General features: G+C 47.6%; 19 protein-coding genes. 16 read left to right on the top strand and 3 right to left on the bottom strand.

Going from position 1 to position 22,534, the window contains the following annotated elements:
* Positions 1–57 precede the first annotated feature (57 nt).
* The 6 genes from A28LD_RS08225 to A28LD_RS08200 all read left to right on the top strand — a co-directional run bounded on the left by A28LD_RS08225 (position 58) and on the right by A28LD_RS08200 (position 5,810).
* Complete coding sequence (locus tag A28LD_RS08225; protein WP_007420617.1) at positions 58–927, top strand: substrate-binding periplasmic protein; 870 nt, start codon at positions 58–60, stop codon at positions 925–927.
* 305 nt (positions 928–1,232) lie between these two features.
* Positions 1,233–1,799, top strand: coding sequence for a TMEM165/GDT1 family protein (locus tag A28LD_RS08220; RefSeq protein WP_007420616.1), 567 nt, complete (start codon positions 1,233–1,235; stop codon positions 1,797–1,799).
* 66 nt (positions 1,800–1,865) lie between these two features.
* On the top strand, positions 1,866–3,467 hold the full coding sequence (locus A28LD_RS11985) for a Na/Pi cotransporter family protein (protein WP_007420615.1): 1,602 nt from the start codon (positions 1,866–1,868) through the stop codon (positions 3,465–3,467).
* A complete protein-coding gene (locus A28LD_RS08210) occupies positions 3,468–4,430 on the top strand; it encodes a calcium/sodium antiporter (RefSeq protein ID WP_007420614.1) in 963 nt (320 codons plus the stop codon).
* 122 nt (positions 4,431–4,552) lie between these two features.
* Positions 4,553–5,008, top strand: coding sequence for a DUF3429 domain-containing protein (locus A28LD_RS11980; RefSeq protein WP_007420613.1), 456 nt, complete (start codon positions 4,553–4,555; stop codon positions 5,006–5,008).
* A gap of 13 nt (positions 5,009–5,021) precedes the next feature.
* Positions 5,022–5,810: a 3',5'-cyclic-nucleotide phosphodiesterase gene (locus A28LD_RS08200; protein WP_007420612.1), complete on the top strand. Its 789-nt coding sequence runs from the start codon at positions 5,022–5,024 to the stop codon at positions 5,808–5,810.
* Positions 5,811–5,914: 104 nt separating this feature from the next.
* Here the strand turns inward: A28LD_RS08200 and A28LD_RS08195 are convergent, their stop codons facing one another.
* Positions 5,915–6,517, bottom strand: a complete 603-nt coding sequence (locus A28LD_RS08195) for a porin family protein (protein ID WP_007420611.1) — start codon at positions 6,515–6,517, stop codon at positions 5,915–5,917.
* Between the two features lie 355 nt (positions 6,518–6,872).
* Here A28LD_RS08195 and A28LD_RS08190 point away from each other — a divergent pair, with 355 nt between their 5' ends.
* The 4 genes from A28LD_RS08190 to A28LD_RS08175 all read left to right on the top strand — a co-directional run bounded on the left by A28LD_RS08190 (position 6,873) and on the right by A28LD_RS08175 (position 13,315).
* Complete coding sequence (locus tag A28LD_RS08190) at positions 6,873–9,149, top strand: TonB-dependent receptor family protein (protein ID WP_007420610.1); 2,277 nt, start codon at positions 6,873–6,875, stop codon at positions 9,147–9,149.
* 134 nt (positions 9,150–9,283) lie between these two features.
* Positions 9,284–10,363, top strand: a complete 1,080-nt coding sequence (locus tag A28LD_RS08185) for a Fe(3+) ABC transporter substrate-binding protein (RefSeq protein ID WP_007420609.1) — start codon at positions 9,284–9,286, stop codon at positions 10,361–10,363.
* A 54-nt stretch (positions 10,364–10,417) separates the two neighbouring features.
* Positions 10,418–12,211, top strand: coding sequence for an ABC transporter permease (locus A28LD_RS08180; RefSeq protein ID WP_007420608.1), 1,794 nt, complete (start codon positions 10,418–10,420; stop codon positions 12,209–12,211).
* A 48-nt stretch (positions 12,212–12,259) separates the two neighbouring features.
* Positions 12,260–13,315, top strand: a complete 1,056-nt coding sequence (locus tag A28LD_RS08175) for an ABC transporter ATP-binding protein (protein ID WP_007420607.1) — start codon at positions 12,260–12,262, stop codon at positions 13,313–13,315.
* 162 nt (positions 13,316–13,477) lie between these two features.
* On the opposite strand, the gene A28LD_RS08170 is transcribed toward A28LD_RS08175, so the two are convergent.
* Positions 13,478–14,941 carry an MBL fold metallo-hydrolase RNA specificity domain-containing protein gene (locus A28LD_RS08170; protein WP_007420606.1) on the bottom strand — a complete coding sequence of 488 codons (1,464 nt, stop codon included), beginning with the start codon at positions 14,939–14,941 and terminating at the stop codon, positions 13,478–13,480.
* A 271-nt stretch (positions 14,942–15,212) separates the two neighbouring features.
* Here A28LD_RS08170 and A28LD_RS08165 point away from each other — a divergent pair, with 271 nt between their 5' ends.
* The 5 genes from A28LD_RS08165 to A28LD_RS08145 all read left to right on the top strand — a co-directional run bounded on the left by A28LD_RS08165 (position 15,213) and on the right by A28LD_RS08145 (position 19,314).
* Positions 15,213–15,518, top strand: a complete 306-nt coding sequence (locus tag A28LD_RS08165; protein ID WP_007420605.1) for a transcriptional regulator — start codon at positions 15,213–15,215, stop codon at positions 15,516–15,518.
* Entirely contained in the window at positions 15,515–16,762 is a 1,248-nt protein-coding gene (locus tag A28LD_RS08160; protein ID WP_007420604.1) for a type II toxin-antitoxin system HipA family toxin, read from the top strand. The genes A28LD_RS08165 and A28LD_RS08160 overlap by 4 nt, the downstream gene beginning before the upstream one ends.
* Positions 16,763–16,882: 120 nt before the next feature.
* The gene (gene rfaH, locus A28LD_RS08155; protein ID WP_007420603.1) at positions 16,883–17,386 is read left to right on the top strand and encodes a transcription/translation regulatory transformer protein RfaH; all 504 of its coding nucleotides are present in this window, start codon (positions 16,883–16,885) and stop codon (positions 17,384–17,386) included.
* A 259-nt stretch (positions 17,387–17,645) separates the two neighbouring features.
* The gene (locus A28LD_RS08150) at positions 17,646–17,927 is read left to right on the top strand and encodes a helix-turn-helix domain-containing protein (RefSeq protein ID WP_007420602.1); all 282 of its coding nucleotides are present in this window, start codon (positions 17,646–17,648) and stop codon (positions 17,925–17,927) included.
* Positions 17,914–19,314 (top strand): HipA domain-containing protein, encoded by a 1,401-nt coding sequence (locus tag A28LD_RS08145; RefSeq protein WP_007420601.1) that lies wholly within the window; start codon positions 17,914–17,916, stop codon positions 19,312–19,314. Before A28LD_RS08150 ends, A28LD_RS08145 begins: the two co-directional genes overlap by 14 nt.
* A gap of 79 nt (positions 19,315–19,393) precedes the next feature.
* On the opposite strand, the gene pgi is transcribed toward A28LD_RS08145, so the two are convergent.
* Positions 19,394–20,998, bottom strand: coding sequence for a glucose-6-phosphate isomerase (gene pgi, locus A28LD_RS08140; RefSeq protein ID WP_007420600.1), 1,605 nt, complete (start codon positions 20,996–20,998; stop codon positions 19,394–19,396).
* Positions 20,999–21,226: 228 nt separating this feature from the next.
* Here pgi and A28LD_RS08135 point away from each other — a divergent pair, with 228 nt between their 5' ends.
* Complete coding sequence (locus A28LD_RS08135) at positions 21,227–22,393, top strand: nucleotide sugar dehydrogenase (protein ID WP_007420599.1); 1,167 nt, start codon at positions 21,227–21,229, stop codon at positions 22,391–22,393.
* Positions 22,394–22,534: the final 141 nt, after the last annotated feature.

Genomic DNA, 22,534 nt, shown 5'->3' with positions numbered 1-22,534 from the left:
AAACCATACTCACCACCTACACTAATGATAAGCACATGAAGATAACGAGGGGGCCTTATGAATTGGCTAACCAGAATGTTGTTAGTAGTGGCTGTAGCCATGCTGGTGGGCTGTACACCAGCAAACGAAAACCAACCGGAAAGAATTACCGAGGAACATCATCAATCGGCAACTCATGATGGTGATCATCATGACGATGATCATGCCATGATGCGTGAAGTAGATCCTCCATGCCGGCTCGTATTAGGCTTTGAAAGTTGGGAGCCTTATCAATATACCAGCGTTAGCGGCGAAGTAGGCGGCGTAGATATAGAAATAGCGAAACGTGCTGCTGCCCATATCAACTGCGTTCTAGAAGCCCGCCAAGGTACTTGGCGCGAACTCTTAGAATGGATGCAAGATGGGGATATCGATTTCATCATGGGCGCATCAATAACCTCCGCCCGCGAAGATTACGCATGGTTTTCTATCCCTTACCGAAACGAACAATTCAGCCTCTTTATTCGCAGCGAAGAGGCCCCGCGTTACCTTATGGACGATATTGAAGGGTTTTTAGCAGCAGGCCATAAAGTGGGCGTGGTTAATGAATACTTTTATGGCGAAGAGCTACAAATGCTGATGTACGATAGCGAATTCACCGATCAATTTGTGGGTGCTCGCTTGAACGAGTTGAACTTGGCGCGCTTGCTCGATGGTGATATTGATGGTTTCCTAGAAGATAACCTAGTAGCGGCTTCAATTATTCGCCGTCGAAGCTTGGAAGATTCAATTCATCGCCACCACATCGGCTTGCCGGCCTCTGAAGTTTACGTGATGTTCTCAAAAAGCGCGGTAACCGAAGAAGAAGTATTAGCCTTCAACGCAGCCTTGCGCGAACTCATGAGCAATGGCTACATCAACGATCTCATTCGCCGCTACGGAGGCTGATGTATTCGCAGGGGCTGTTGAGTAGCTTTTTCGGGGGGAGGTATTGGTTTCTCAGGGACGCCGCAAGTACATCCCTGTAGGCTTGAGCTGCCGCATCCATGCGGCAGACACCCTGCGAAACCAATATCCTCTCCCCCGAAGCGCCACTCAACAGCCCCTGCGAAACCAATATCCTCCTCCCGAAGCGCCACTCACTAGCTCGAGCATGCATTGCGGTTAGCGAGCTGATATAGTCGGTGCACTTTCAATTTTGCCGCTAGAATGATTCTAAGATCATAAACTAAAGCGGAACCAAGAGCCGAATCATGAGCGAATTTTTTGCCGCACTCCTTGCCGTAGGCGCAGCCGAACTCGGCGATAAAACCCAATTTATTGCATTGCTACTCGCCGCCCGTTACCCCAAACAGCGGGGCGCATTAATTGCTGGCATGATGCTCGGAATGGTGCTGATGCACGGCGTAGCTAGCGTAATCGGCTTTTACGTTGGTGATTTGCTTGCCGTCGATTGGCTATCGTATGTGGTGGGCGCACTCTTTATTGTAATGGGCCTTGCAGTTTTAATACCCGAAAAAGAAGAAAAAATAGAAACCAATAAGAAACTCTTCAAGCTCGGCGCCTTTTTCGCAGCTTTTTTGTTGTTAAGCGTTTCGGAAATTGCCGATAAATCACAAATCGTAACTATGATGCTTGCGGCGCATTACCAGAGCATCTTTCCAGTAGCCGCAGGCGCAGTAATTGGTATGAGTTTAATACTCATACCGGTTATATTCTTGGGGGCTTGGATCACCAACCGCATCCCCATGAAAGTTGTTCGTATATTCGGCTGCGTGGTGTTTATAGGCCTTGGTTTGCTTGCCATTTTTAGTGCATAACGTGAAGATACAAGTTCGCAGCTAGTTTGCAGGTATATAAACAGCAACTAAACAGGGAGCAACAGCATGTTATTCATGACACTCGGCGGCATCGGCCTGCTCTTGCTCGGTATGGCGATGATGACGGAAGGCCTGAAAGCGGCGGCTGGCAATGCGCTCAGCGGTTTGCTTGAACGCTCCACGAAAACTCGCCTGCGCGCTGCTTTTACCGGGTTTAGCATTACCGCGGTAGTGCAATCATCGAGTGCTGTTATTGTTACTACGTTAGGTTTTACCAACGCCGGCATGTTGCGCTTGCGGCAAGCTGCATGGGTAGTGTTTGGGAGCAATCTAGGCACTACCATGACAGCCTGGATAGTGGCCATTATCGGTTTGAAGCTAAACGTGCAAGTTATTGCGCTGCCGCTTATTGGCGTGGGCATGCTGCTGAAACTATTTTTCAGTAAAGGCCGCGCGCCGCACATTGGCTTTGCTTTGGCGGGTTTTGGCGTACTGTTTTTGGGCCTCGGAATTCTTCGCGATGCGTTTATTGATGTAGCCGATTACCTGCCACTAGAGCAGCTTGGCAATACGGGCGTGCTTGGCATTGTGCTGGGTGTATTGGTAGGGGCGTTGCTCACCGCGTTAATTCAATCATCGTCGGCGGCATTAGCGATTATTCTTACCGCATCGGTAACCGGCGTGCTTACACCGCTTTTAGGTGCGGCGCTGGTAATTGGTGCTAACGTTGGTACTACAGCTACCAGTTTGTTGGCCTCAATTGGCGCTACCGCTAATGCTAGGCGGCTGGCGCTTATTCATGTTGCTGAAAAGGTGCTCACGGCGGTAATTGCCCTCGTTTTGTTAGTGCCGTTGTGGTGGGTTTCCAGTTGGCTAGCAGGTGGCGAAGCGGGGCAAAATATAAGTATGGGCTTGGCGTTGTTCCACACTATATTTAATTTGCTCAGTTTAGTTTTGATGTGGTTTTTAGCGGAATCGCTTATTCGCCGTGTTGAACGCTTTATTAAACAGCCGGCGCTTACTTCAGAAAAACCACGGTATCTCGATGACACAACGCTTTCCATGCCAGCCATGGGTGTTGCGGCTATGCACTCAGAGCTAAAACGGGTTTTCAAGCAGCTATTGGGCCGGGGCCGCAAAATTCTCGACCCCGAAGCCGAAGCGCCACCCGAACCCGATTTTCACACCACGGCCCTGTTAGAATATATTCAAGAATTTGGCAATAAACTCAGCGCTACAAGCTCGATGGCTGATCACGCCGATACATTTTTAAATTTAAATTGGGCGCGCGAAGAAAGCGTGCAGTTAAAAGCCTTATTGCACGAGCTTTCTGCCATCAACCAAGCGCAATTGCATTTGGCTATTGCCGGAACCTTGGGTGAAAAATTCCAAAGTTTAATGCGCTCAAATAAGCTCAAGGAAATGTCGGCTGCCGAGCGGGCGAGTATGCTTGATGAAATTGAAAGAGCTCGGCGCGCAAGGCGCACCGAATTGTTGGCGAATATTCATGCGGGTTTAAACAGTGCCCCTGAAGTTACCACCCAATTGCGTATTATTAGCTTGCTAGAAGAATGCGCGAAGCGAATAATACGCATCACCGCGGTAATTTACCCAGCGCCAGAACAAACGAATAACTCAGAACAAACGCCAGAAGTGGAGAACGCCTAAATGTTGTTAGCAAGTATTGCGGTTATTTTTGGATTGGTATTATTAATTTGGTCCGCCGATCGCTTCATTGAAGGGGCGGCAGTAACCGCAAAACATTTTGGCATGTCGCCGTTGTTAATCGGTATGCTTATCATCGGTTTTGGTACTTCAGCACCAGAAATGGTGGTTTCTGCCTTTGCGGCCGCGCAAGGTAACCCCGGCCTAGCACTGGGTAACGCCTTTGGTTCGAATACGGCGAATATTGGTTTGGTGCTCGGTATCACCGCATTAATTGCACCAATCACGGTGCAATCGAGCGTTTTGCGTAAAGAAATGCCCATTCTAATTGCCATTACCCTACTTGCTGGTTGGCTGATTCTCGATAACTTTATTAGCGGCTGGGATGCACTCATACTGTTGGTGGTGTTTTTCGGTGTTATGGGCTGGTCGATTAAACAAGGGCTCAACGGCAACGATACGCTGGGTCTTGAAACCGATGCCGAAGTAAGCAGCCATCAAATGCCGATTGCGCGAGCTATTATGTGGTTATTCGTAGGCCTATTTTTATTAATCGCTAGCTCGCGGGTGTTGGTTTGGGGCGCGGTAGAAATTGCGGTGGCCTTTGGCGTTAGTGATTTGGTTATCGGCCTTACTATTGTGGCCATCGGCACTTCGCTACCGGAATTGGCCAGCGCCATCGCCGCTATTCGCAAAAACGAACATGATTTAGCGTTAGGTAACATTATTGGTTCGAACTTATTCAACACCTTGGCCGTAGTAGGTATAGCGGGCGCTATTCATCCGTTCGCTATCGATCCGGAAGTGCTCACTCGCGATTACCTAGTAATGGGCGTATTCACACTATTAATCGTAGCCTTTGCGCTGCGTAGGAAAAAAGCCAAGCGGCCCGGGCGGATAAATCGTGTAGAGGGCGGCTTGTTTGTGGCAGGTTACTTGGGTTATTTGCTCTGGGTTATTCTTTAGGGTAGAGCTCAAAGCACTCTTAGCTCAAAGCACTCTGAGCGGAAAGAACGCTGAGCCAAGAGAATACGGGGCCGAAAGAACGCTGGGCCGAAAACACAAAACGAATTAAATAGAGGTAAGTAATGTCGAAAACCGAAATAAATGAAGCCACCGAACTCACCGCCACGCGGCTTATGTGGGCGGGTTTAATTCCGTTTATCGGCACCGCCATACTCGGCGCTATTGGTGTATGGCAAATGCAGTTGGCGCATGCTTTTTTGATTTACAGCGCGGTTATTTTATCGTTTTTAGGCGGCATTCATTGGGGGTTAGTGATGGCCAAAGGCCTCGAGAACCCGCAAGGCTCGCTGATTATATGTATGATCCCGTCTATTGTTGCCTGGGTTTCGGTGGCGTTTTTGCCCACACTTTGGGCGCTTGGGGTGTTGGCTATCGTGTATATGTTGTGGCTGAAATACGATGTAAAACGCGTAGGGCAGGCATGGTATGAAAAAGTTCGGCAACCGGTAACCTTCGTGGTAGCTGGCTGCCATTTCTTGTGGTTCATCACTATCGCCACCGAATTGCGTGTTGGCTAACCGAGGCATGTCAATGAATATTCAGGTGCTCGGTTGTTCTGGTGGTTTGAGCGATAAAAATGGCAGCACCTGTATTCAAATTGGTGATTACGCGCTTATCGATGCCGGCACCGGCCTAAGCTCGCTTACCATCGAAGCCATGCGGAAGATTCGTTACATTGTGCTCACTCATTCGCACATGGATCATATTGCCGCGCTACCATTATTCCTAAGTAATATGTTTGAGAATGTCGATCATCAAGTGCAAGTATTTGCCCAAGCACACACCATCGAAACCTTAAAAACGAATATCTTTAACGATAATATCTGGCCCGATTTCACCCAGTTTCCCTCGGCCGAAGCACCAATCGTAGAGTTTATAGAAATTGCGCCGGGCGATACTTTTACACTGGCAAGCCCAGAACAACAGAACGCACAAATTCACGTATTTGCAGTTGATCATACGGTGCCCACAATGGGTGTAAGTGTACGCATGCAAAACCAACATTTTGTATTTAGTTCCGATACCACTGAAGGGCCTATTTTCGATAACGCCTTGGCCGAAGTAAGCAAGCTGGCGCCTGTTGATACCCTTATGCTCGAGTGCTCGTTCACGAATAACAAACATGATCTGGCGGTGCACACCAAGCACATGACACCGAAAATGCTGAAAGGCACTTTAACGCGTATGCAGCAAATGCCGAAAAACTTATGGATTTCGCACCTAAAGCCAAGCAGCGGTGATGCATTAGTAGCGGAAGTGTTAGCGTTGGCCAAAGAGTTTCAGAACGAAATAGACGTGGTGTTATTACAGCAAAGCTAACTTGTGTAATTCAACTGATGCAATATCTACCATTTAAGCTCAACCCGTTAAACGCTGTTGGTTATTTAACGGGTTGAGCTTTTGAAATGAATACTTGTTAGAATCTAAAACGCGTAATTGATGCCAAAGGTTGTGCTCTTCCAACTTCTAGAGAAGTTAGAGTTAGCTGGTGCGAAATCTGGAAGAACTTGGTAATCAACAAACACATTTAAATGTTCTGTAAGTTTGTAACTTAAACCCACCCCGTATGCTAAGCCGTCAAAGGTGTCGGTTATTTGGTTAGGAATATAACTGGTGAGGTTCTCATTTTCGTCAAAAACTCCTGCGTGGTTGCTGATATCCAAGGTTGTTCTAGAGTAACCGGCTAGCCCATATACACTGAATGTCTCAAATAAAGGGTAAGAGGCCTTAAACATGATGGATGCTTGATCGCCGATTTCTTCTTTGTAACGAAGCAGTTCGTTATTTAATTGCGATTGAACATAAGTCGAATATCCCGAAGTGCCTTGGGCATAGCGCCCTTCGAGCGCGAAGTGCTCCGTAAACTGATAACCTGCAATTAACCCAGCGGTATTAAAATCTCGGCCAGATACCGAAAATTCTTGTGCATTATACGATGCGCCAACATACCAATTATCCATGGCTTGCACAGAAGTTACAGAAGCTGATAGCAAAACTGTGAGAGTTAGAGGGAGTAATTTTTTCATGTTATTTCCTTATACTTTTGTTTGAAAACGTTATTGCGACCTTGCTTAAGTTAACAATAGACGCCACTCCCTCCGTTAACAACAGGTTAAATTCCCGTTAATCGTGTAAAATATGCACACTGCCTGATAATCCGCATCTCATTATTTTTATTGTAGTTTTGCCATCCATTTGTGTACTCCTAGCCTACTAAGCACCTTACTCATTCCACCCATGCGAAAAATTTTATAAAAAAATACTGTAATGAGATTGATTCTCATTTGAAAATAAGTATACTGCTCTTCATCGAATTAAGAATCATTCCTATTTAGATTTAGGGTGATTCAAAAACCTAAAAAGTGTTGGAGAGATACCTAAATGTCATTTCAAGCTCGCGCACCAATGGTGCAAACTTCCTTATCTCGTAAAAATCTAAATGCCACGAACAAGCTTTCAGTTCTAACCATGGCGGTTACCGCCGCGCTTGCCGCCAACATGTTTGCCGGTACTGCTATTGCGCAACAAGAGCAAGCAGCAGAAAGCCAGCCGCGCCAAGGCATTGAGCGTATCAATATTTTAGGCTCAGCGGCCGCCGTGAACGAAGCGCCGGGCTCGGCTTATTACATGAGCGAAGAAGAATTAAGAGAATTTGAATACACCGATATCATGCGTGCTCTTGGAAACGTTCCGGGTGTGTATGTACTAGAAGAAGATGGATGGGGATTGCGCCCAAATATTGGTATGCGTGGCACAGGTGTTAACCGTTCGGATAAAATTACGGTAATGGAAGATGGCATTCTTTCTGCTCCAGCGCCTTATTCAGCACCTGCCGCTTACTATTTCCCTACCTTTGCGCGCATTGAAGCCATGGAAATATTGAAAGGCTCTTCATCTATTCAATACGGCCCGCGCACTACAGGCGGCGTATTAAACCTAGTATCGCGCAGCATCCCTAACGAAGATCTTGCTGGCTTTGTTGATATCGGTGCGGGCGAACATGGTTTTGGTAAATTGCATACCTACATGGGTGGCAGCGGTGAACGTGCCGGCGGTGTTTTTGAAGTATTGCGTTACCAAGCCGATGGTTTCAAAGATGTAGCTAATGGTGAAAGCGGTTTCTATCGCAACGATATTATGAGCAAAGTGCGCGTTAGCCTTGATGATGCCGGCCGCCACCAAGTTGAATTCAAGTTTAAGTATTCCGATGAAGTAAGCGATGATACCTACATGGGCCTCACCGATGCGGATTATCAAGCAAGCCCGTATGCTCGTTATGCTGCTTCGCAACTCGATGAAATGTCTACCGAACATACATTATTACAAGCCACGCACCAGTGGGCGCTAGCCAGCGGCGGCGTGCTTACCTCGGCGATTTACCGCAACGAATTTGCCCGTAATTGGTACAAAGCGGATCAGGTGGGTGGTGTATCACTATCAGGCGGCGGTTTAGAATTAGCCTCTGCATTTGAAGCAGGCGCAGCGGCCGATGAAACCCTAAGTGTGCGGGTGAAGAACAATAACCGTAGCTATTTGAGCCAAGGCGTGCAAACCCAATACGATTTCGCCATTAACGGCAATGAGTATGTGCTCGGTGCGCGTTACCACGAAGATGAAGAAGATCGCTTCCAGTGGGTTGATTTATACGATATGGATGCGGCACTCAATATGGCATTAGTGAATGCCGGCGTGCCGGGAACCGATGCAAACCGCGTTGCAAGTGCCGAGGCCTTTGCAGCTTTTGCCAAAGCGCGCATGTATTTCGATGCGTTAACGCTCGATTTCGGAGCACGGGTTGAAGATATTAAGGTAAAACGGGAAGATTTCGGCGCTGATTTGCAACGCTTAGGCACGCCAGGCTTGCGCGAAAACAGCACCAGTGCGTTTTTACCTGCAGCGGGCTTAACCTATCGGTTAACCGATTCGTGGGTAGCGCTTGCCGGTGTGCAAAAAGGCTTTGCGCCCGCTGCACCAGGTAACAATGATCAGCGAAATGAAGAAAGCTGGAACTACGAAGCGGGTGTTCGCTATGCCGGAACCCTTGATTTTGGCTACATTAGCGGTGATGCGCGCTTTGAAGTAATCGGTTTCTACAGCGATTACAGCAACATGCACGGTAACTGCACAGCGGCGCAAGGCTGTGATTTAAGCAATATTGGCGCGCAAGTAAACGCGGGTGAAGTAGAAGTTATGGGTGTGGAAGTACTTGGTGCTTATAGCTATGCCTTAAACGATGCCCTCGATATCGCCCTCGATGCGGCTTACACCTTCACCAACGCTGAGTTCCAAAATAGCTTTAACTCAAACATTGGCATTTGGGGCAACGTTACCGCCGGTGATGAAATTCCTTACCAGCCCGAACAGCAACTGCGTACCGGTGTTGCACTGAAAGGTGGGTTATGGAGCCTTGCCCTAAACGCTCGCCACTTGGGCGAAATGCGCACAGTAGCTGGTGTTGGCAATGTGGCGGCGGATGAGAAAATTGCAGCGCGCACATTGTTCGATATGGCAGCGCGCTACCAGCTCACGGATAACCAATCGGTTTATGTATCGGTAGATAACCTAACCGATAAAACCTACATAACCACGCGCATGCACGGCGGCGTTATGGTGGGTAAACCACGGCAATTCAACATTGGCTACCAAGCTCGTTTTTAAATTAACAAACGAAACCTAAATCCGCGCTCTGGCCGTAAGAAAAGAGCGCGGTAAATGATAACGATTGTGATTCAGCAATTGTTATTGGTAAAAGGGTCATTTACAATGCCCCACACAAACGCAAGGAGATTCAAATGCGCAAGCTAATGAAGTTGGTGTCAGTGATGGCTTTCTCTGGCACCGTGCTTTTAGGGTGCAGCCCAGCCAGTGAAAACGCGGGCTCTGAAGGCGCTAACAGTGGCCAGAGCAATGGTGAGAATACTGGTGTAGTGAACCTATATTCTTCGCGCAATGAAGGCCTCATTAAACCTTTGCTCGATGAATTCACAGCAGAAACAGGCATTCAGGTGAACTTGCTAACGGGTTCAGGCAGCGGTTTATTATCGCGCTTGCAAAGTGAAGGCGCGAACACGCCAGCGGATATATTCCTTACCGTTGATGCCGGTTCATTGCACCGCGCGAAAGAAGCCGATTTGTTCCAGCCGGTAATCAGCGAAACCTTAAGTGCCGCAATTCCTGCTCACCTACGCGATGCAGATCGCCATTGGTATGGTTTAAGCATGCGCGCACGGCCAGTATTTTATTCGCGTGATCGGGTAAACCCAGCAGAAATCACTGACTATTTAAGCCTTGCCGATGAAAAATGGCGTGGCCGTATTTGCGTGCGTTCATCCGATAATATTTATAACCAATCAATGGTTGCGGCTATGATTGCGCACCACGGCGAAGCTGCCACCGAAGAATGGGCGCGCGGTTTAGTGGCCAATTTTGCTCGTAACCCGGTGGGCGGCGATCGCGATCAAATTCATGCAGTAGCCTCTGGGCAGTGCGATATAGCGATAGCGAACACTTACTATTTTGGCGGCATGAGCTTAAGCACTGATAGCACTAACGAAGATACGGTGAGCAAAATAGCCATTGCTTGGCCTGCGCAAGAAACTACCGGTGTGCATGTGAATGTTTCGGGCATTGGCTTACTGAAAAGCGCCAGAAACGAAGCAAATGCATTGCAGCTAATGGAATTTTTAGCGCAAGTTAGCTCGCAAGCTTGGTATGCCGAAGTGAACTCAGAATACCCGGTGAACCCAGCGGCACCTTGGAGCGAAACCTTGGAATCGTGGGGCGAATTTAAGGCCGATACAATTTCCATGAGTGTGCTTGGCGAAAACAATGCGGTTGCCGTGCGTTTAATGGATAGAGCCGGCTGGCGCTAAAAACCCAGTTCTAGCTTCGGCGCACACACCTCAAAAAACCAAATCAGGAAGTAAATGGTTAAAACAATTAGTAAGGCAAGCAGGCAGCTAATTCAGCGGTTATGGCGCAAGTGGCACGATATTTCGTTGCCATTGGTGGCTATCATTATCTGCTTGCCGCTAATTGTTGTTGTGGCAAGTTTTTTTATTGGCCTCGGTGGTGAAGAGCAACGCGCTACGCTAAGCCACTTATTCCAAAATGTAATTGGCGAATATGTTTGGCACAGCCTTATTTTATTAGTGGGCGTTGGCCTGATGGTGATGCTCATGGGCGTTACCGCCGCGTGGCTCACAACCGCTTGCGAATTCCCCGGGGTGCGCTGGTTGCGCTGGGCGCTATTGTTGCCCCTCGCCATGCCGGCTTATATCACCGCCTACACCTACAGCGGCATGCTCAGCTTCGAAGGCCCTGTGCAAAATGCCCTGCGAGCGTTAACAGGCTGGGGCTTAGGCGATTATACCTTCCCCGAAATTAGGTCGCTTACCGGCGCTGTGCTGGTAATGGGCTTTGTATTATTTCCCTACGTTTATTTAGTTACCCGGGCGGCATTTATTGAACAATCGCGCGCCGCCATTGAAGCTGGGCGCACTTTAGGCCTTGGCCCGTGGCAAAGTTTCTATCGCATTGCCCTACCCATGGCGCGGCCAGCGATTGCTACCGGCGTTACTTTGGCGCTCATGGAAACCCTAGCCGATTACGGCACCGTGCATTTTTACGGGGTAACCACATTTACCACCGGCATATTCCGCACCTGGTATGGCATGGGCGATCAAGTGGGTGCCTTGCAGTTAGCTAGTTTGCTGTTGAGCGCGGTGGTGGTTTTAATGCTGGTAGAACGCATATCGCGCAAGCAATCGCGGTATCACCATGCTGGGCGCAATAACCAAGCTACGCGGCCCATGAAACTGCAAGGTGTTAAAGCCTTTTTAGCCTTTAGCGCCTGTTTTTTACCGGTGCTATTTGGCTTTTTATTGCCGGCGTTGCAACTTTTAAGCTGGTCGGCAGATAGGCTCGATGTGTGGGGCGATGCCGCATTTTGGGGCTTGGTGCGCAACAGTTTAGTGCTGGCCGCACTTGCCGCATTTATCACCGTAACTATTGCGTTGTGGCTTTGCTACGGCAAGCGCGTGGCAAGCAAACGCCGGCAAACTAAGCGCACCCGCATTACCCAAGCTTCGGTAAGTTTCGCTTCTTTAGGCTATGCCATTCCTGGGGTGGTCATCGCCGTAGGGGTTATGGTGCCGCTGAGTTGGTTGGATAACCGCATTATTGGCTTTAGCGAAAGTGTGTTTGGGCTGAATCCGGGGCTGATATTCTCGGGCACTATTGTGGCGCTGTTGTTTGCCTATACAGTGCGGTTTTTATCGATTTCTATTCAAACGGTAGAAAGCGGGCTTACGCAAATTAGCCACGCTATGGATGAATCGGGTAGAATTTTGGGCTTAAAATCTCGCGAAGTGCTTACCCGCATCCACTTTCCGTTGTTGCGCACGAGTTTAATTACCGCCGGTATTTTGGTGTTTGTTGATGTGCTCAAAGAGTTACCGGCCACGTTGGTGTTGCGGCCTTTCAATTTTAATACCTTGGCGGTGCGGGCATACGAAATGGCGGGCGATGAGCGCTTGGCCGATGCTGGCCCAGCGGCGATTATGATTGTGTTGGCGGGGTTAATTCCGGTAATTCTGTTGAGCCGGGCAATGAATCGGCGGCAGCATCTGCATAATGAAGAAGGGCGTATTGTTGAGCCGAAGCCGAGCGATTTGCGTTTTGGTGAGCCGAGCCCAGGTAAAATATACGAGCCGCTTTAGGCGCTGAATGGCACCTAAGTGTTAGCCGAATAAAGCTGAAGGAAAATCATGAGCCAGTTAAAGCTAAGTAATGTAGAAGTTGGATTTGGTCGGCAAACTATTGTCGATGGCGTGAGCTTTTACCTTGGCGAAGGCGAAATTGGCTGCTTGTTGGGGCCTAGTGGCTGTGGCAAAACCACGTTATTGCGCGCTATTGCCGGGTTTGAGCCGGTAACTTCTGGCCGTATTGAGCTGAATAAACAGTTGGTGAGCTCACCGGGCCAGCACATTCCGCCAGAGAAGCGCGGCATTGGCATGGTGTTCCAAGATTTTGCGCTGTTTCCGCATCTTACTGTGTTTGAAAATGTGGCGTTTGGTATCCGTAACCAGAGCGCGGAAGAGCAACGCCAACGGGTGAACTTATTGCTGAGCCATGTTGGGCTGGCGGGTTATGGCCCACGCTATCCGCATCAGTTATCTGGTGGCCAGCAGCAGCGCATTGCGCTGGCGCGCGCCTTGGCACCGAAGCCGAAGTTGTTGTTGATGGACGAGCCGTTTTCTTCGCTCGATGCGGAGCTGCGGGAATCGTTGGCGGCAGAGGTGCGTAATTTGCTGAAAGAAGAGGGCATTACGGCGCTTTTGGTTACGCATGATCAGCAAGAAGCCTTTGCTATGGCCGATAGAGCGGGGGTTATGTATCACGGCCGCTTGTTGCAATGGGATACACCTTATGGTTTGTATCACCGGCCGGCGCATCATTTGGTGGCTGATTTTATTGGTGTGGGTGTTTTATTGCATGGTTCGGTTACTGAAGAGCTGAAGGTGCAAACGGCGTTGGGCTTGTTGCATGGCGATGAAGTGGTGCGTGGCACTGAGGGTGAAGCGGTTGATGTGCTGATTCGCCCCGACGATATTGTAATTGATGATACAGCGGAACGGCGCGCGAAGATTGTGGCGCGGGGTTTTCGTGGCGCTCACTTTTTGTATACGGCCGAGCTTGCCGATGGCAGCCACTTGTTGTGTATGGCGCCTTCGCATCATCAATACGATATTGGCCAAGAAGTGGGCCTGCGCCTAAACCTTGATCACTTGGTGCTCTTCCCTTCGGGCTTCTGCGATACTTGAGGCCATGGCTCGGCTCAGGCCTGCGCCGAGCGCTGAAGTTTGCGCAGGTTAAGGATAATTTCGGGACGCCGTAAATACTTCCATGTAGGCTTGGCTGCCGCATCCATGCGGCAGACACCCGATCTTATTCCTTATCCTACCCAAACGGCACTCGGCGCTGGCCTAGAGATCGCAGGCGCAATCTATGGTTTTGTCTGGAAAGAGTTTCTGAAGAATATCTCTAAACTCACGTTGCACGTTAGCATCACCGTGCACTAGGCGCACGTGTTTTACCTTTTCGGCGCTTTCGATAAATTCAATGAGTTCTTGTTGGTCGGCATGGGCGGAGTAGCCGCCTAGGGTGTGAATTTCAGCTTTTATCCAAATGCGTTTGCCTTCGAGATCTACGTAACCACCTCGGGGGCCGTATCGTTGAATATCGCGGCCTGGGGTGCCTTCGGCTTGGAAGCCCACGAAAAGTACATCGGTGCGTGGGTCGGGTAGAAGGGCTTCTAGGTAATTTACCATGCGGCCGCCGGTGCACATGCCGCTGGCGGCGATAATAATGCAGGGTTCGCCGGTACTTTTTAGGTAGTTTACTAAGCGTTCGTGCTCGGCATGGCTGTTCACGATGTGCATGCGAGCGAAGTTGAGCGGGTGGCGGTTATCTTCTAAGCGGCCGAGTGCTTCGGCATCCCATAAATCGCGCATTTTTCGGTATTGCTGGGTGAATTCGGCGGCCATGGGTGAATCGACAATCACTACGATATCTTGCCAAATGCTGTTCTTCTTGGCGCATTCTTCTTTTTTGCACTGGTGAATTATATCTTCAAGCTCGTATAACAATTCTTGGGTGCGGCCGATGCTGAAGGCGGGTATGAGCACGGCGCCGCGATCGGAAACGCAGTGTTCAATTACTTTTTTCAGGCGCAATTGCCGTTCGGCGCGGTTTTCGTGGTTGCGGTTGCCGTAGGTTGATTCAAGTACGAGCATATCGGCGCGTTCTAGTGGGGTTGGGTCGGGTAGTAATGGCGAGTTTTTGCAGCCTAAATCACCGGAAAATACAAACAAGTCGGGGTCGTTGTCGCGTTTCTCTGGCACCGAAAAATCGGTGCCAGAGAAACTAGACAACGACCCCGTTTTCTTGGCCACCTCGCACTCTACATACGAAGAGCCGAGTATGTGGCCCGCTTGGCGGAAGCGTATGCGCAGTTCGGGCAGTATCTCTTCCCAATCGTCATAATCCACTGGGTGCATCAGGCCGCCCAAAATTTTCAACACTGCATTAATCAGCTGAGCATTTCGTGTGAGCCCTACTTTCAGGGCGTCCTCAATCACCATCGGCAGTAAATGCGCGGTGGCGCGGGTGCAATAAATGGGGCCTCGGTAGCCAGCAATAAGCAACCAGGGTAGGCGGCCTACGTGGTCGATGTGGCAATGGGTAATGATAAGTGCTTTTATGTTATCGATTGGAAAATCAATTTCTTGGTTATTCGTGCCTGCATTACCATTTACAGCATCGGCACCCGATGTTTCGGCCCCTTGAAACAAACCAATATCGATTAATACCGAATCGTTCTCGGTAACTACTAGTTCGTGGCATGAGCCCGTAACGCCATTTGCTGCGCCGTGATGAATTACGTCCATGTTTCTAGCTCCATAATTGTTATCTCCATGATTGTTATTTTTTTAAAGTTATGTTTTTTAACCGAATAAGGTAAAAATTTAATTTCCGTTGTAGAAAAAATCAACAAAAAATTTGTAAGCTATCGCCTAACTTTCTTGGCAAACTGAACTCTTTAGCCTTCAATCAAACCGTTGCTTCATAGATATTGGCTAAAACTCAAAGTTAGTGCTAATATAGGTGTTATATTCCCATTATTTTCGGAGAAAGTAGGAATAAAATCCTATTAATTTTATGGCTAAACGAAACTGGGACAAAACATTGTTTCCAAATCAGCAAAAACTGATGAAGCACTTTGGTGAAGATTTATTGTTAGCAATGAAGCGCCGCGGTTACACCAAGGCTCTTGTTAGCGATCGAACTGGCTTCGATCCAAAAACCGTGAAACGTGTATTCGATGGCGATCCTTCGGTGAGTATTGGGGTTTATGTCATGGTGATGGCCATTCTGGGTCTTGAGCAAAACTTTAATGATTTGGCATCCAACGATCCTTTGGGTCGTAAATTACAAGATATTGAATTACTTAAGGGGCGGAAATGAAGCAAAAGTCGGTTGAAGTTTACGCTCATTGGCATTCCATATCAGAGCCTAAGAAAATGGGGGTTTTGGCATGCGAAGAAACGCGTGGGCATGAGGTGTTTTCTTTTGCATATGATGAAAGTTTTCTGGCTTCCAAACATCGCGTTGCGCTTGACCCAAGCCTGAATCTATATCGCGGAATTCAATATAACGACGATACAAATCAAAATTTTAGAGTATTTTTAGATTCTAGCCCAGATCGTTGGGGCCGGGTACTTATGCAGCGTCGGGCAGCACTTCTTCATCGAATGGGTAATCGAGAAACAGCCCGCTTAAGCGAACTCGATTATTTACTCGGTGTTCACGATCATTGCAGAATGGGCGGCCTGCGATTTCGAACCAATACCGAGTCCGAATGGTTAGATAACAGCACTGACCTCGCAGCGCCTCCTCTTACATCATTAAAGAAGTTGGAGTATGCGGCATTACACTTGGAAGATGATCCTGATGTTGACAATGCGCAGTATCTAAAATGGTTAAATATGTTGATTGCGCCGGGTTCTTCTCTTGGCGGCGCTCGTCCAAAAGCAAATATTATTGATACTGAAAACGGATTATGGATTGCGAAATTTCCCAATAAGAATGATTCGATTGATGTTGGAGGATGGGAGAGGGTGTGCCATATTTTAGCTAAACAAGCCAAGGTAGAAATGGCACCTGCTTATGTAGAGAGATTAAACACACCGCACCATACGTTCATCACTAAACGTTTCGATCGCAAAGGCGATTCACGAATTCACTTTGCATCGGCAATGACATTATTAGGATACTATGATGGAAAGCATCAAGGCGCTAGTTACCTAGAGCTTGCCGAGTTCATTGTCATGAACGGAGCATTGCCAGATAACGATTTAGAGCAATTGTGGCGAAGAATTGTTTTTTATATCGCGGTATCGAATACTGATGATCATCTGCGCAATCACGGATTTTTATTAACCAATCATGGTTGGAAACTTTCCCCTGCCTATGATATCAATCCAGAATCAGATAGCTATGGGCTAAGCTTAAACATAAGTGAGCACTCGAATGCGCTTGATTACGAACTGGCATTTTCGGTAGCGGAATACTTTCGGATTGATAAAGCTAGTGCTAACAATATTTACGATGAAGTTATGTGTGCGGTGCGTACTTGGCAACAAGTGGCGACTAAACTTGGGCTTAGCCGTGAAAGCCAACTATTAAAAGCCAGTTGTTTCCGCATATAAATTAGGCTTATTTTCCAGCTATTAAATAGTTTTAAACTGTCTCCCAAAATCAGGGTCACGATTGCAGATACTATCGGGGTAAAGTACACTGCCGCCTCAGGAATAAAGGAGCTGGCCGGTATGGAATCATGGTATTTGTTGCACTGTAAACCACGCGAAATTGAGCGCGCTGAATGGCACCTTCAGAATCAGGGGTTTACTACGTTTTGCCCACGCTGGAAGGTGCAAAAACGGGTGGGTGGCAAGCGAAAAATAGCGCTGGAACCTTTGTTTCCCAACTATCTGTTTATCCAAGTTGATTTAGCCAAAGATAACTACACCTCGCTGCGCAGCACGCGCGGCATTAACGGCTTTGTGCGCTTTGGTGGCCAACCTGCGCGCGTTCCTGATTCAGTCATTAGCGACATTCAGTGTCGCACCAGTGCGGATAATGAAAGCGAAGAAGGCGTTAAAGGCCTGTATGCAAAAGGCACGCCGGTAGAAATCCTCACGGGGCCATTTGCTGGCCTAAAAGGCCTGTACGATATAGCCGATGGCGAAAGCCGCTGTTTTGTGCTGCTCGATATGCTTGGCAAAGCACAGCGCCTCGAGCTCGATGAGGGCGATATCATCGCCAGCTCGTAGCAAGAAAATGGGGTCGTTGTCTGTGTAGTCTGGCACCAAAAAGGTGCCAGACTACACAGACAACGACCCCAACTTCCCCGCACCGCATCATAAGTACACTATAACGGTGTTTTATCCTAAAAACTTAAAATAACTCCCAAAATCCTACTTTAATTGACTTATGGTCACTTTTCACTCAAGATTGCTTTAAATCCTATTAAAGTGAACTTTTAATATGAGCAACAACCCGAAAAAAGGTAAAGCTGTGAAGGCAGCCGCTATGCCAGATCTGAGTACAACCTTTTCTCCGCAGCAGCTTGCAAGCGCAATAAAAGCAAAGCGCACGGGTATGATGCTGCGGGTAGTTGATGTGGCCGCAGCGCTCGAGCTATCTCGGCAAACCATCATTAAAATTGAAAAGGGCGATACCACCGTGAATTTCAGTAATCTTCTGCGGGTGATGGAGTTATTGGGGTTATCGTTTCGAATCATCACCGATGGTGCTTCACCCAAGAGTGTAGAAGATAAAAATATCGGAGAGCCGAGCAATGAGTGGTTCTAACAAACGCGCAAGCTTAGAAAAAGCTAGCACTCTCAATGTTTTCATCGGTGCAAATAAGAAAATTGCCACCCTTAGCCTACCTATTGGATCAGAAACAGAGCTATCGCTCAGTTATGAGCCTTCCTGGGTAGAACAAGGTTTTCCGCTTTCGCCACACCTGCCGTTTCATCAAGCTATACCTTCCAGCGCGGTAAGAAATTATCTGCAGAATTTGTTACCTGAAGGGCAAGGTTTAGAGGATATTACGACCAACACTACGGTCTCTAAAAATAATACGTTCGGTTTAATTCGGATAATTGGCGCTGAAACGTCTGGAGCCTTGTCGTTTCGTAGTCCCAACGCACAACCGATAGAAAATGGATTTAGGCCTATCACGAGCGCCGAACTTTCAGACAAACTAGAGCGCCATCAAAAATCTGGCGAACCTATTACCCTATGGGATGGGCGCACGCGTTTATCGGTTGCCGGTGTGCAAGATAAACTCAACCTACTTGAATTTCACGGCGAAATTGGGTTTGGAGAAGGTAATTTATGCTCCAATAAAATTTTTAAGTTTGAAACAGGCAAAGCGCCGTTTATCGCTGCAAATGAGCTTTTTACCATGCTGTTGGCGAAACACTCGGGGTTAGAAACTCCGCAAGTTGAAATTCGTGAGTATGGAGCCGTCCGAACCTTTGTTGTGGATAGATTCGATCGTTATTACATACCCGAACAAAATATAGTGAAACGCCGCCATGTTATCGATGGTTGCCAGGCCACAAACTTGCCGCCTTCTTATAAATACGAACGTCAGTATGGGGATCAAGGCGATGGAAAATACATACGCGATGGCGTTTCGTTTCCGCGGTTGTTCGCTGTGAACACTATAAATAGGGAAGCTTATCAATTAAAGCTTCTGCAGTGGCTTACCTTTAATATTGTTGTTCGAAACTACGATGCACACGGCAAAAACCTAAGCTTCTTCGTTGGAACGCACGGATTAGAGCTCACACCGTTTTATGATCTGGTAAATATCGAAGCGATTCTTGTTGAGATTGAGCGTGGAAATTCGAAAACGAAGAGCCCAAGTGCACGAACTTATGCAATGTCGATAGGTGATTATGAGGCAGGTTCTGAGGGGAATTTCGAAAATCCTATAACGGCCTATATGCTCGCCGATTTTGCCCAATCGTTTGGAATATCTCCAGCCCGTACCCAACTAATTATGGGAAAACAAATCGAAGCGATCGTCAAAGCGATTGCTGGGGCCCGCAACGAAGCCTTAGAAAAAGGCCTTACAGAGCCTGAAATTGAGCACATTGACTTGTGCGTTAGCATTATTGAAAGCGCTGTAAATGAACTTAGTAACGAAATGAAGCAAATTCCGGCAATGGCAAAGCGGCTTTAGGTCGGGGTCGTTGTCTGTGTTGTCTGGCACCAAAAAGGTGCCAGACTACACAGACAACGACCCCAACTTCCCAGCCGGCCTAAATCATCCGAATTATGGCATCGGTAGAAGCATCAAATTGCTCATCGCTTTCGCCGTGCATGCGCTTCAGCGCAGTAATCGCTACTTTCTTACCTTGCTCCACGCCCGGTTGATCAAACGAATTCAAGCTCCAAATTAGCCCCTGCACAAATATCTTATGCTCATAGGCCGCAATCATGGCGCCGAAGCTTTCTGGGGTGAGCTCTTTTAATGCAAATAACGAAGTAGGGTGTTTACCTGGGTAATGCTCGGTTGGCGTTTCACTCTGTTCACCAAACGCCATTAAGCGTCGGTGTGCCAAGCAATTGGCCACCGAAAGCTTTTGCTGTTGATCAAGAGCAAAAGCCACACTGGCCGAAAACTTCGGAGCCGCACGGTGCAATACACACACAAAATCAGCCGTAAATTGATCATAACCTTGGTGCAAATGCTGAAAAAACGCATGCTGGCCGTTCGGGCCAAAGCCACCCCACACAATGGGTGCCGTAGGCGCACAAATAGCCTCGCCGGTAGCCGTATATTGCTTACCGTTCGATTCCATATCCAATTGCTGCAAATACGAAGGCAAATGGCGGAAGCGGCCATCGTAAGGCAGTATGGCTATGTTATTAATGCCGCGTTCTTCGCGGTTATACACCCCTAAAAGGGCCATTAACATCGGGATATTCTCGGTAACTGGCGCCGTATCAAAATGCGCATCCATTTCGGCTGCGCCGGCCAACAAACGCTGAAACACTTGCACGCCGCAGGTAGTAGCAATAGCTAAACCAATGGAACTCCACATTGAAAAGCGGCCACCTACCGATTCCTCAAACACCAACTGGTGCGCAGGCGGAATGCCGTAATCTGTCATTTTCTGCACATTCGCCGAAACACCAATAATATGGTGCTCAAGCCATGCTTTTTGCCATTCGCTAGCCACTTCTGGGCTTAAAGCAGAAAAGTGTTCTTGCACCCAGCATTTCACGGTTTCCACGTTCGCGAAGGTATCGCTAGTGCCGAATGATTTCGAGGCAATAATAAACAGAGTGGTTTCTGGATCACAAATAGGCAGCACGGCATAAAGCTGGCCGCCATCCATAGAAGAAACAAAATGGGTATGCAGCTCATGCTGTTGAATATCAGAAGCAAACTCGCGCAGGGCAAAGCTTGTCATCAACGGGCCCAAATCAGAACCACCCACGCCAATGTTTACTACATCGGTAATAGGTTTGCCGGTAGCGCCAAGCCAGTTGCCAGAGCGCAATTTAAGAACCGTGCGGGCAAACTTGGAATTATCAGCACCGCCTAAAGCACCGCCAGCAGAGCCAGTATCTCTCAATACAGAATTACGGCTACGCGAAAGCACGTGGCTAACTTCGCGGCCTTCCGAGATATTCATATAGCGGCCATTCAACAACTCGGCTTTACGCTCAGCAAAATCAGCAGGCAAACGCGCCGCCGCGAATTCAGTTACCGCTTCACGGGTTAGGAACTGGTAGCTCCAATCGAATACTAGATCGCCGCAGGTGGCTTCGTGTAAAACGAGCGTGTTTTTATCAGTAACAACCGCGTTAGCAGTGTGTTTTTTCTTGGAATTAACAGAAGAACAAGAGCTTGCCATGAGATTTCAAATCCTTTGATTATCCTTAAACGCATACATTTTAAACAGAACACATTTAGATACAAAAATATTGTTATAAATTTAACACACAAATATGACAATCCGCACGTAAATACGATAGAATCGCTGTCTGTTGAATGTGAATTGAAAGCAATAAACATTATATTAAATAGCCCAAAACGATAAAGCGGCTAAAAGTATCGGCAAAAAAAAACCAAAGGAATTTTTATGAAGATTGCAGTAGCAGGGACAGGCTATGTAGGCCTTTCAAATGCAGTGCTCCTTGCCCAGCATAATGAAGTGTATGCCCTCGATATAGTTCCTGAACGAGTGCAAATGCTAAACCACAAAAAATCCCCGATTGTTGATAAAGATATTGAAAGCTTTCTTGCTAATAAGCCTCTGTGTTTGAATGCTACGCTCGATAAAGAAGAAGCATACCAAGGCGCGCGCTACGTAATTATTGCCACGCCAACCGATTATGATCCGAAAACCAATTACTTTAATACCAGCTCGGTAGAAGCAGTTATCGCCGATGTGTTGGCGATAAACCCCGAAGCTGTAATGATTATTAAATCCACCATACCGGTGGGGTACACCCAAGAATTAAAAGCAAAATTCAACACCGAGAACATTATTTTTTCGCCAGAATTCTTGCGTGAAGGTTTGGCGCTGCACGATAACCTGCATCCAAGCCGTATTATTGTGGGTGAAAAGAGCGAACGTGCCGAAGTTTTTGCTAATTTGTTACAGCAAGGCGCAGTGAAGCAAGATGTATCAGTGTTATTTACCGATAACACCGAAGCAGAAGCTATTAAGCTGTTTGCGAATACCTATTTAGCTATGCGTGTTGCGTATTTTAATGAGCTTGATACCTATGCGGAAGTGCATGGTTTAAACAGCAAACAAATTATAGAGGGCGTGAGCCTAGATCCGCGTATAGGTAACCATTACAACAACCCAAGCTTTGGTTATGGGGGGTATTGTTTACCGAAAGATACCAAACAGCTACTGGCTAACTACGATGAAGTGCCACAAAACATGATGCGTGCCATTGTAGATGCCAACCGTACCCGTAAAGATTTCATTGCCGATGCGATTATTGCCAAAAACCCGAAAGTGGTTGGCGTGTATCGGTTAGTGATGAAAACAGGTTCAGATAACTTCCGAGCTTCAGCAATACAGGGCGTAATGAAACGAATTAAGGCAAAAGGCATCGAAGTAGTAGTATACGAGCCAGCGCTAAAAGAAGATAATTTCTACAATAGCCGAGTGATTAGTGATTTTGCAGAATTTAAGCAAACCAGCGATGTTATTATTTCCAATCGCTTAGCAGCAGAGCTAAATGATGTGGCGGAAAAGGTGTATACTCGCGATTTGTTCAATAGCGATTAGTTATAAATAAGAACAAGCCCAAGAACAAGAAAAATAAAAAGCAAAACCAAATTAGAAACGAAATTAAACAAATGAAGGCATTAGGGCCTGTAACCTAGGGGCGGTAGCGTGCCTTTTTAGTCTCTCTGCCTTCGCTAATAA

The organism is Idiomarina sp. A28L, assembly GCF_000218785.1.
In the GTDB taxonomy this organism is placed as follows: Bacteria; Pseudomonadota; Gammaproteobacteria; order Enterobacterales; family Alteromonadaceae; genus Aliidiomarina.
This window is presented reverse-complemented; position numbering and strand designations above follow the sequence as displayed.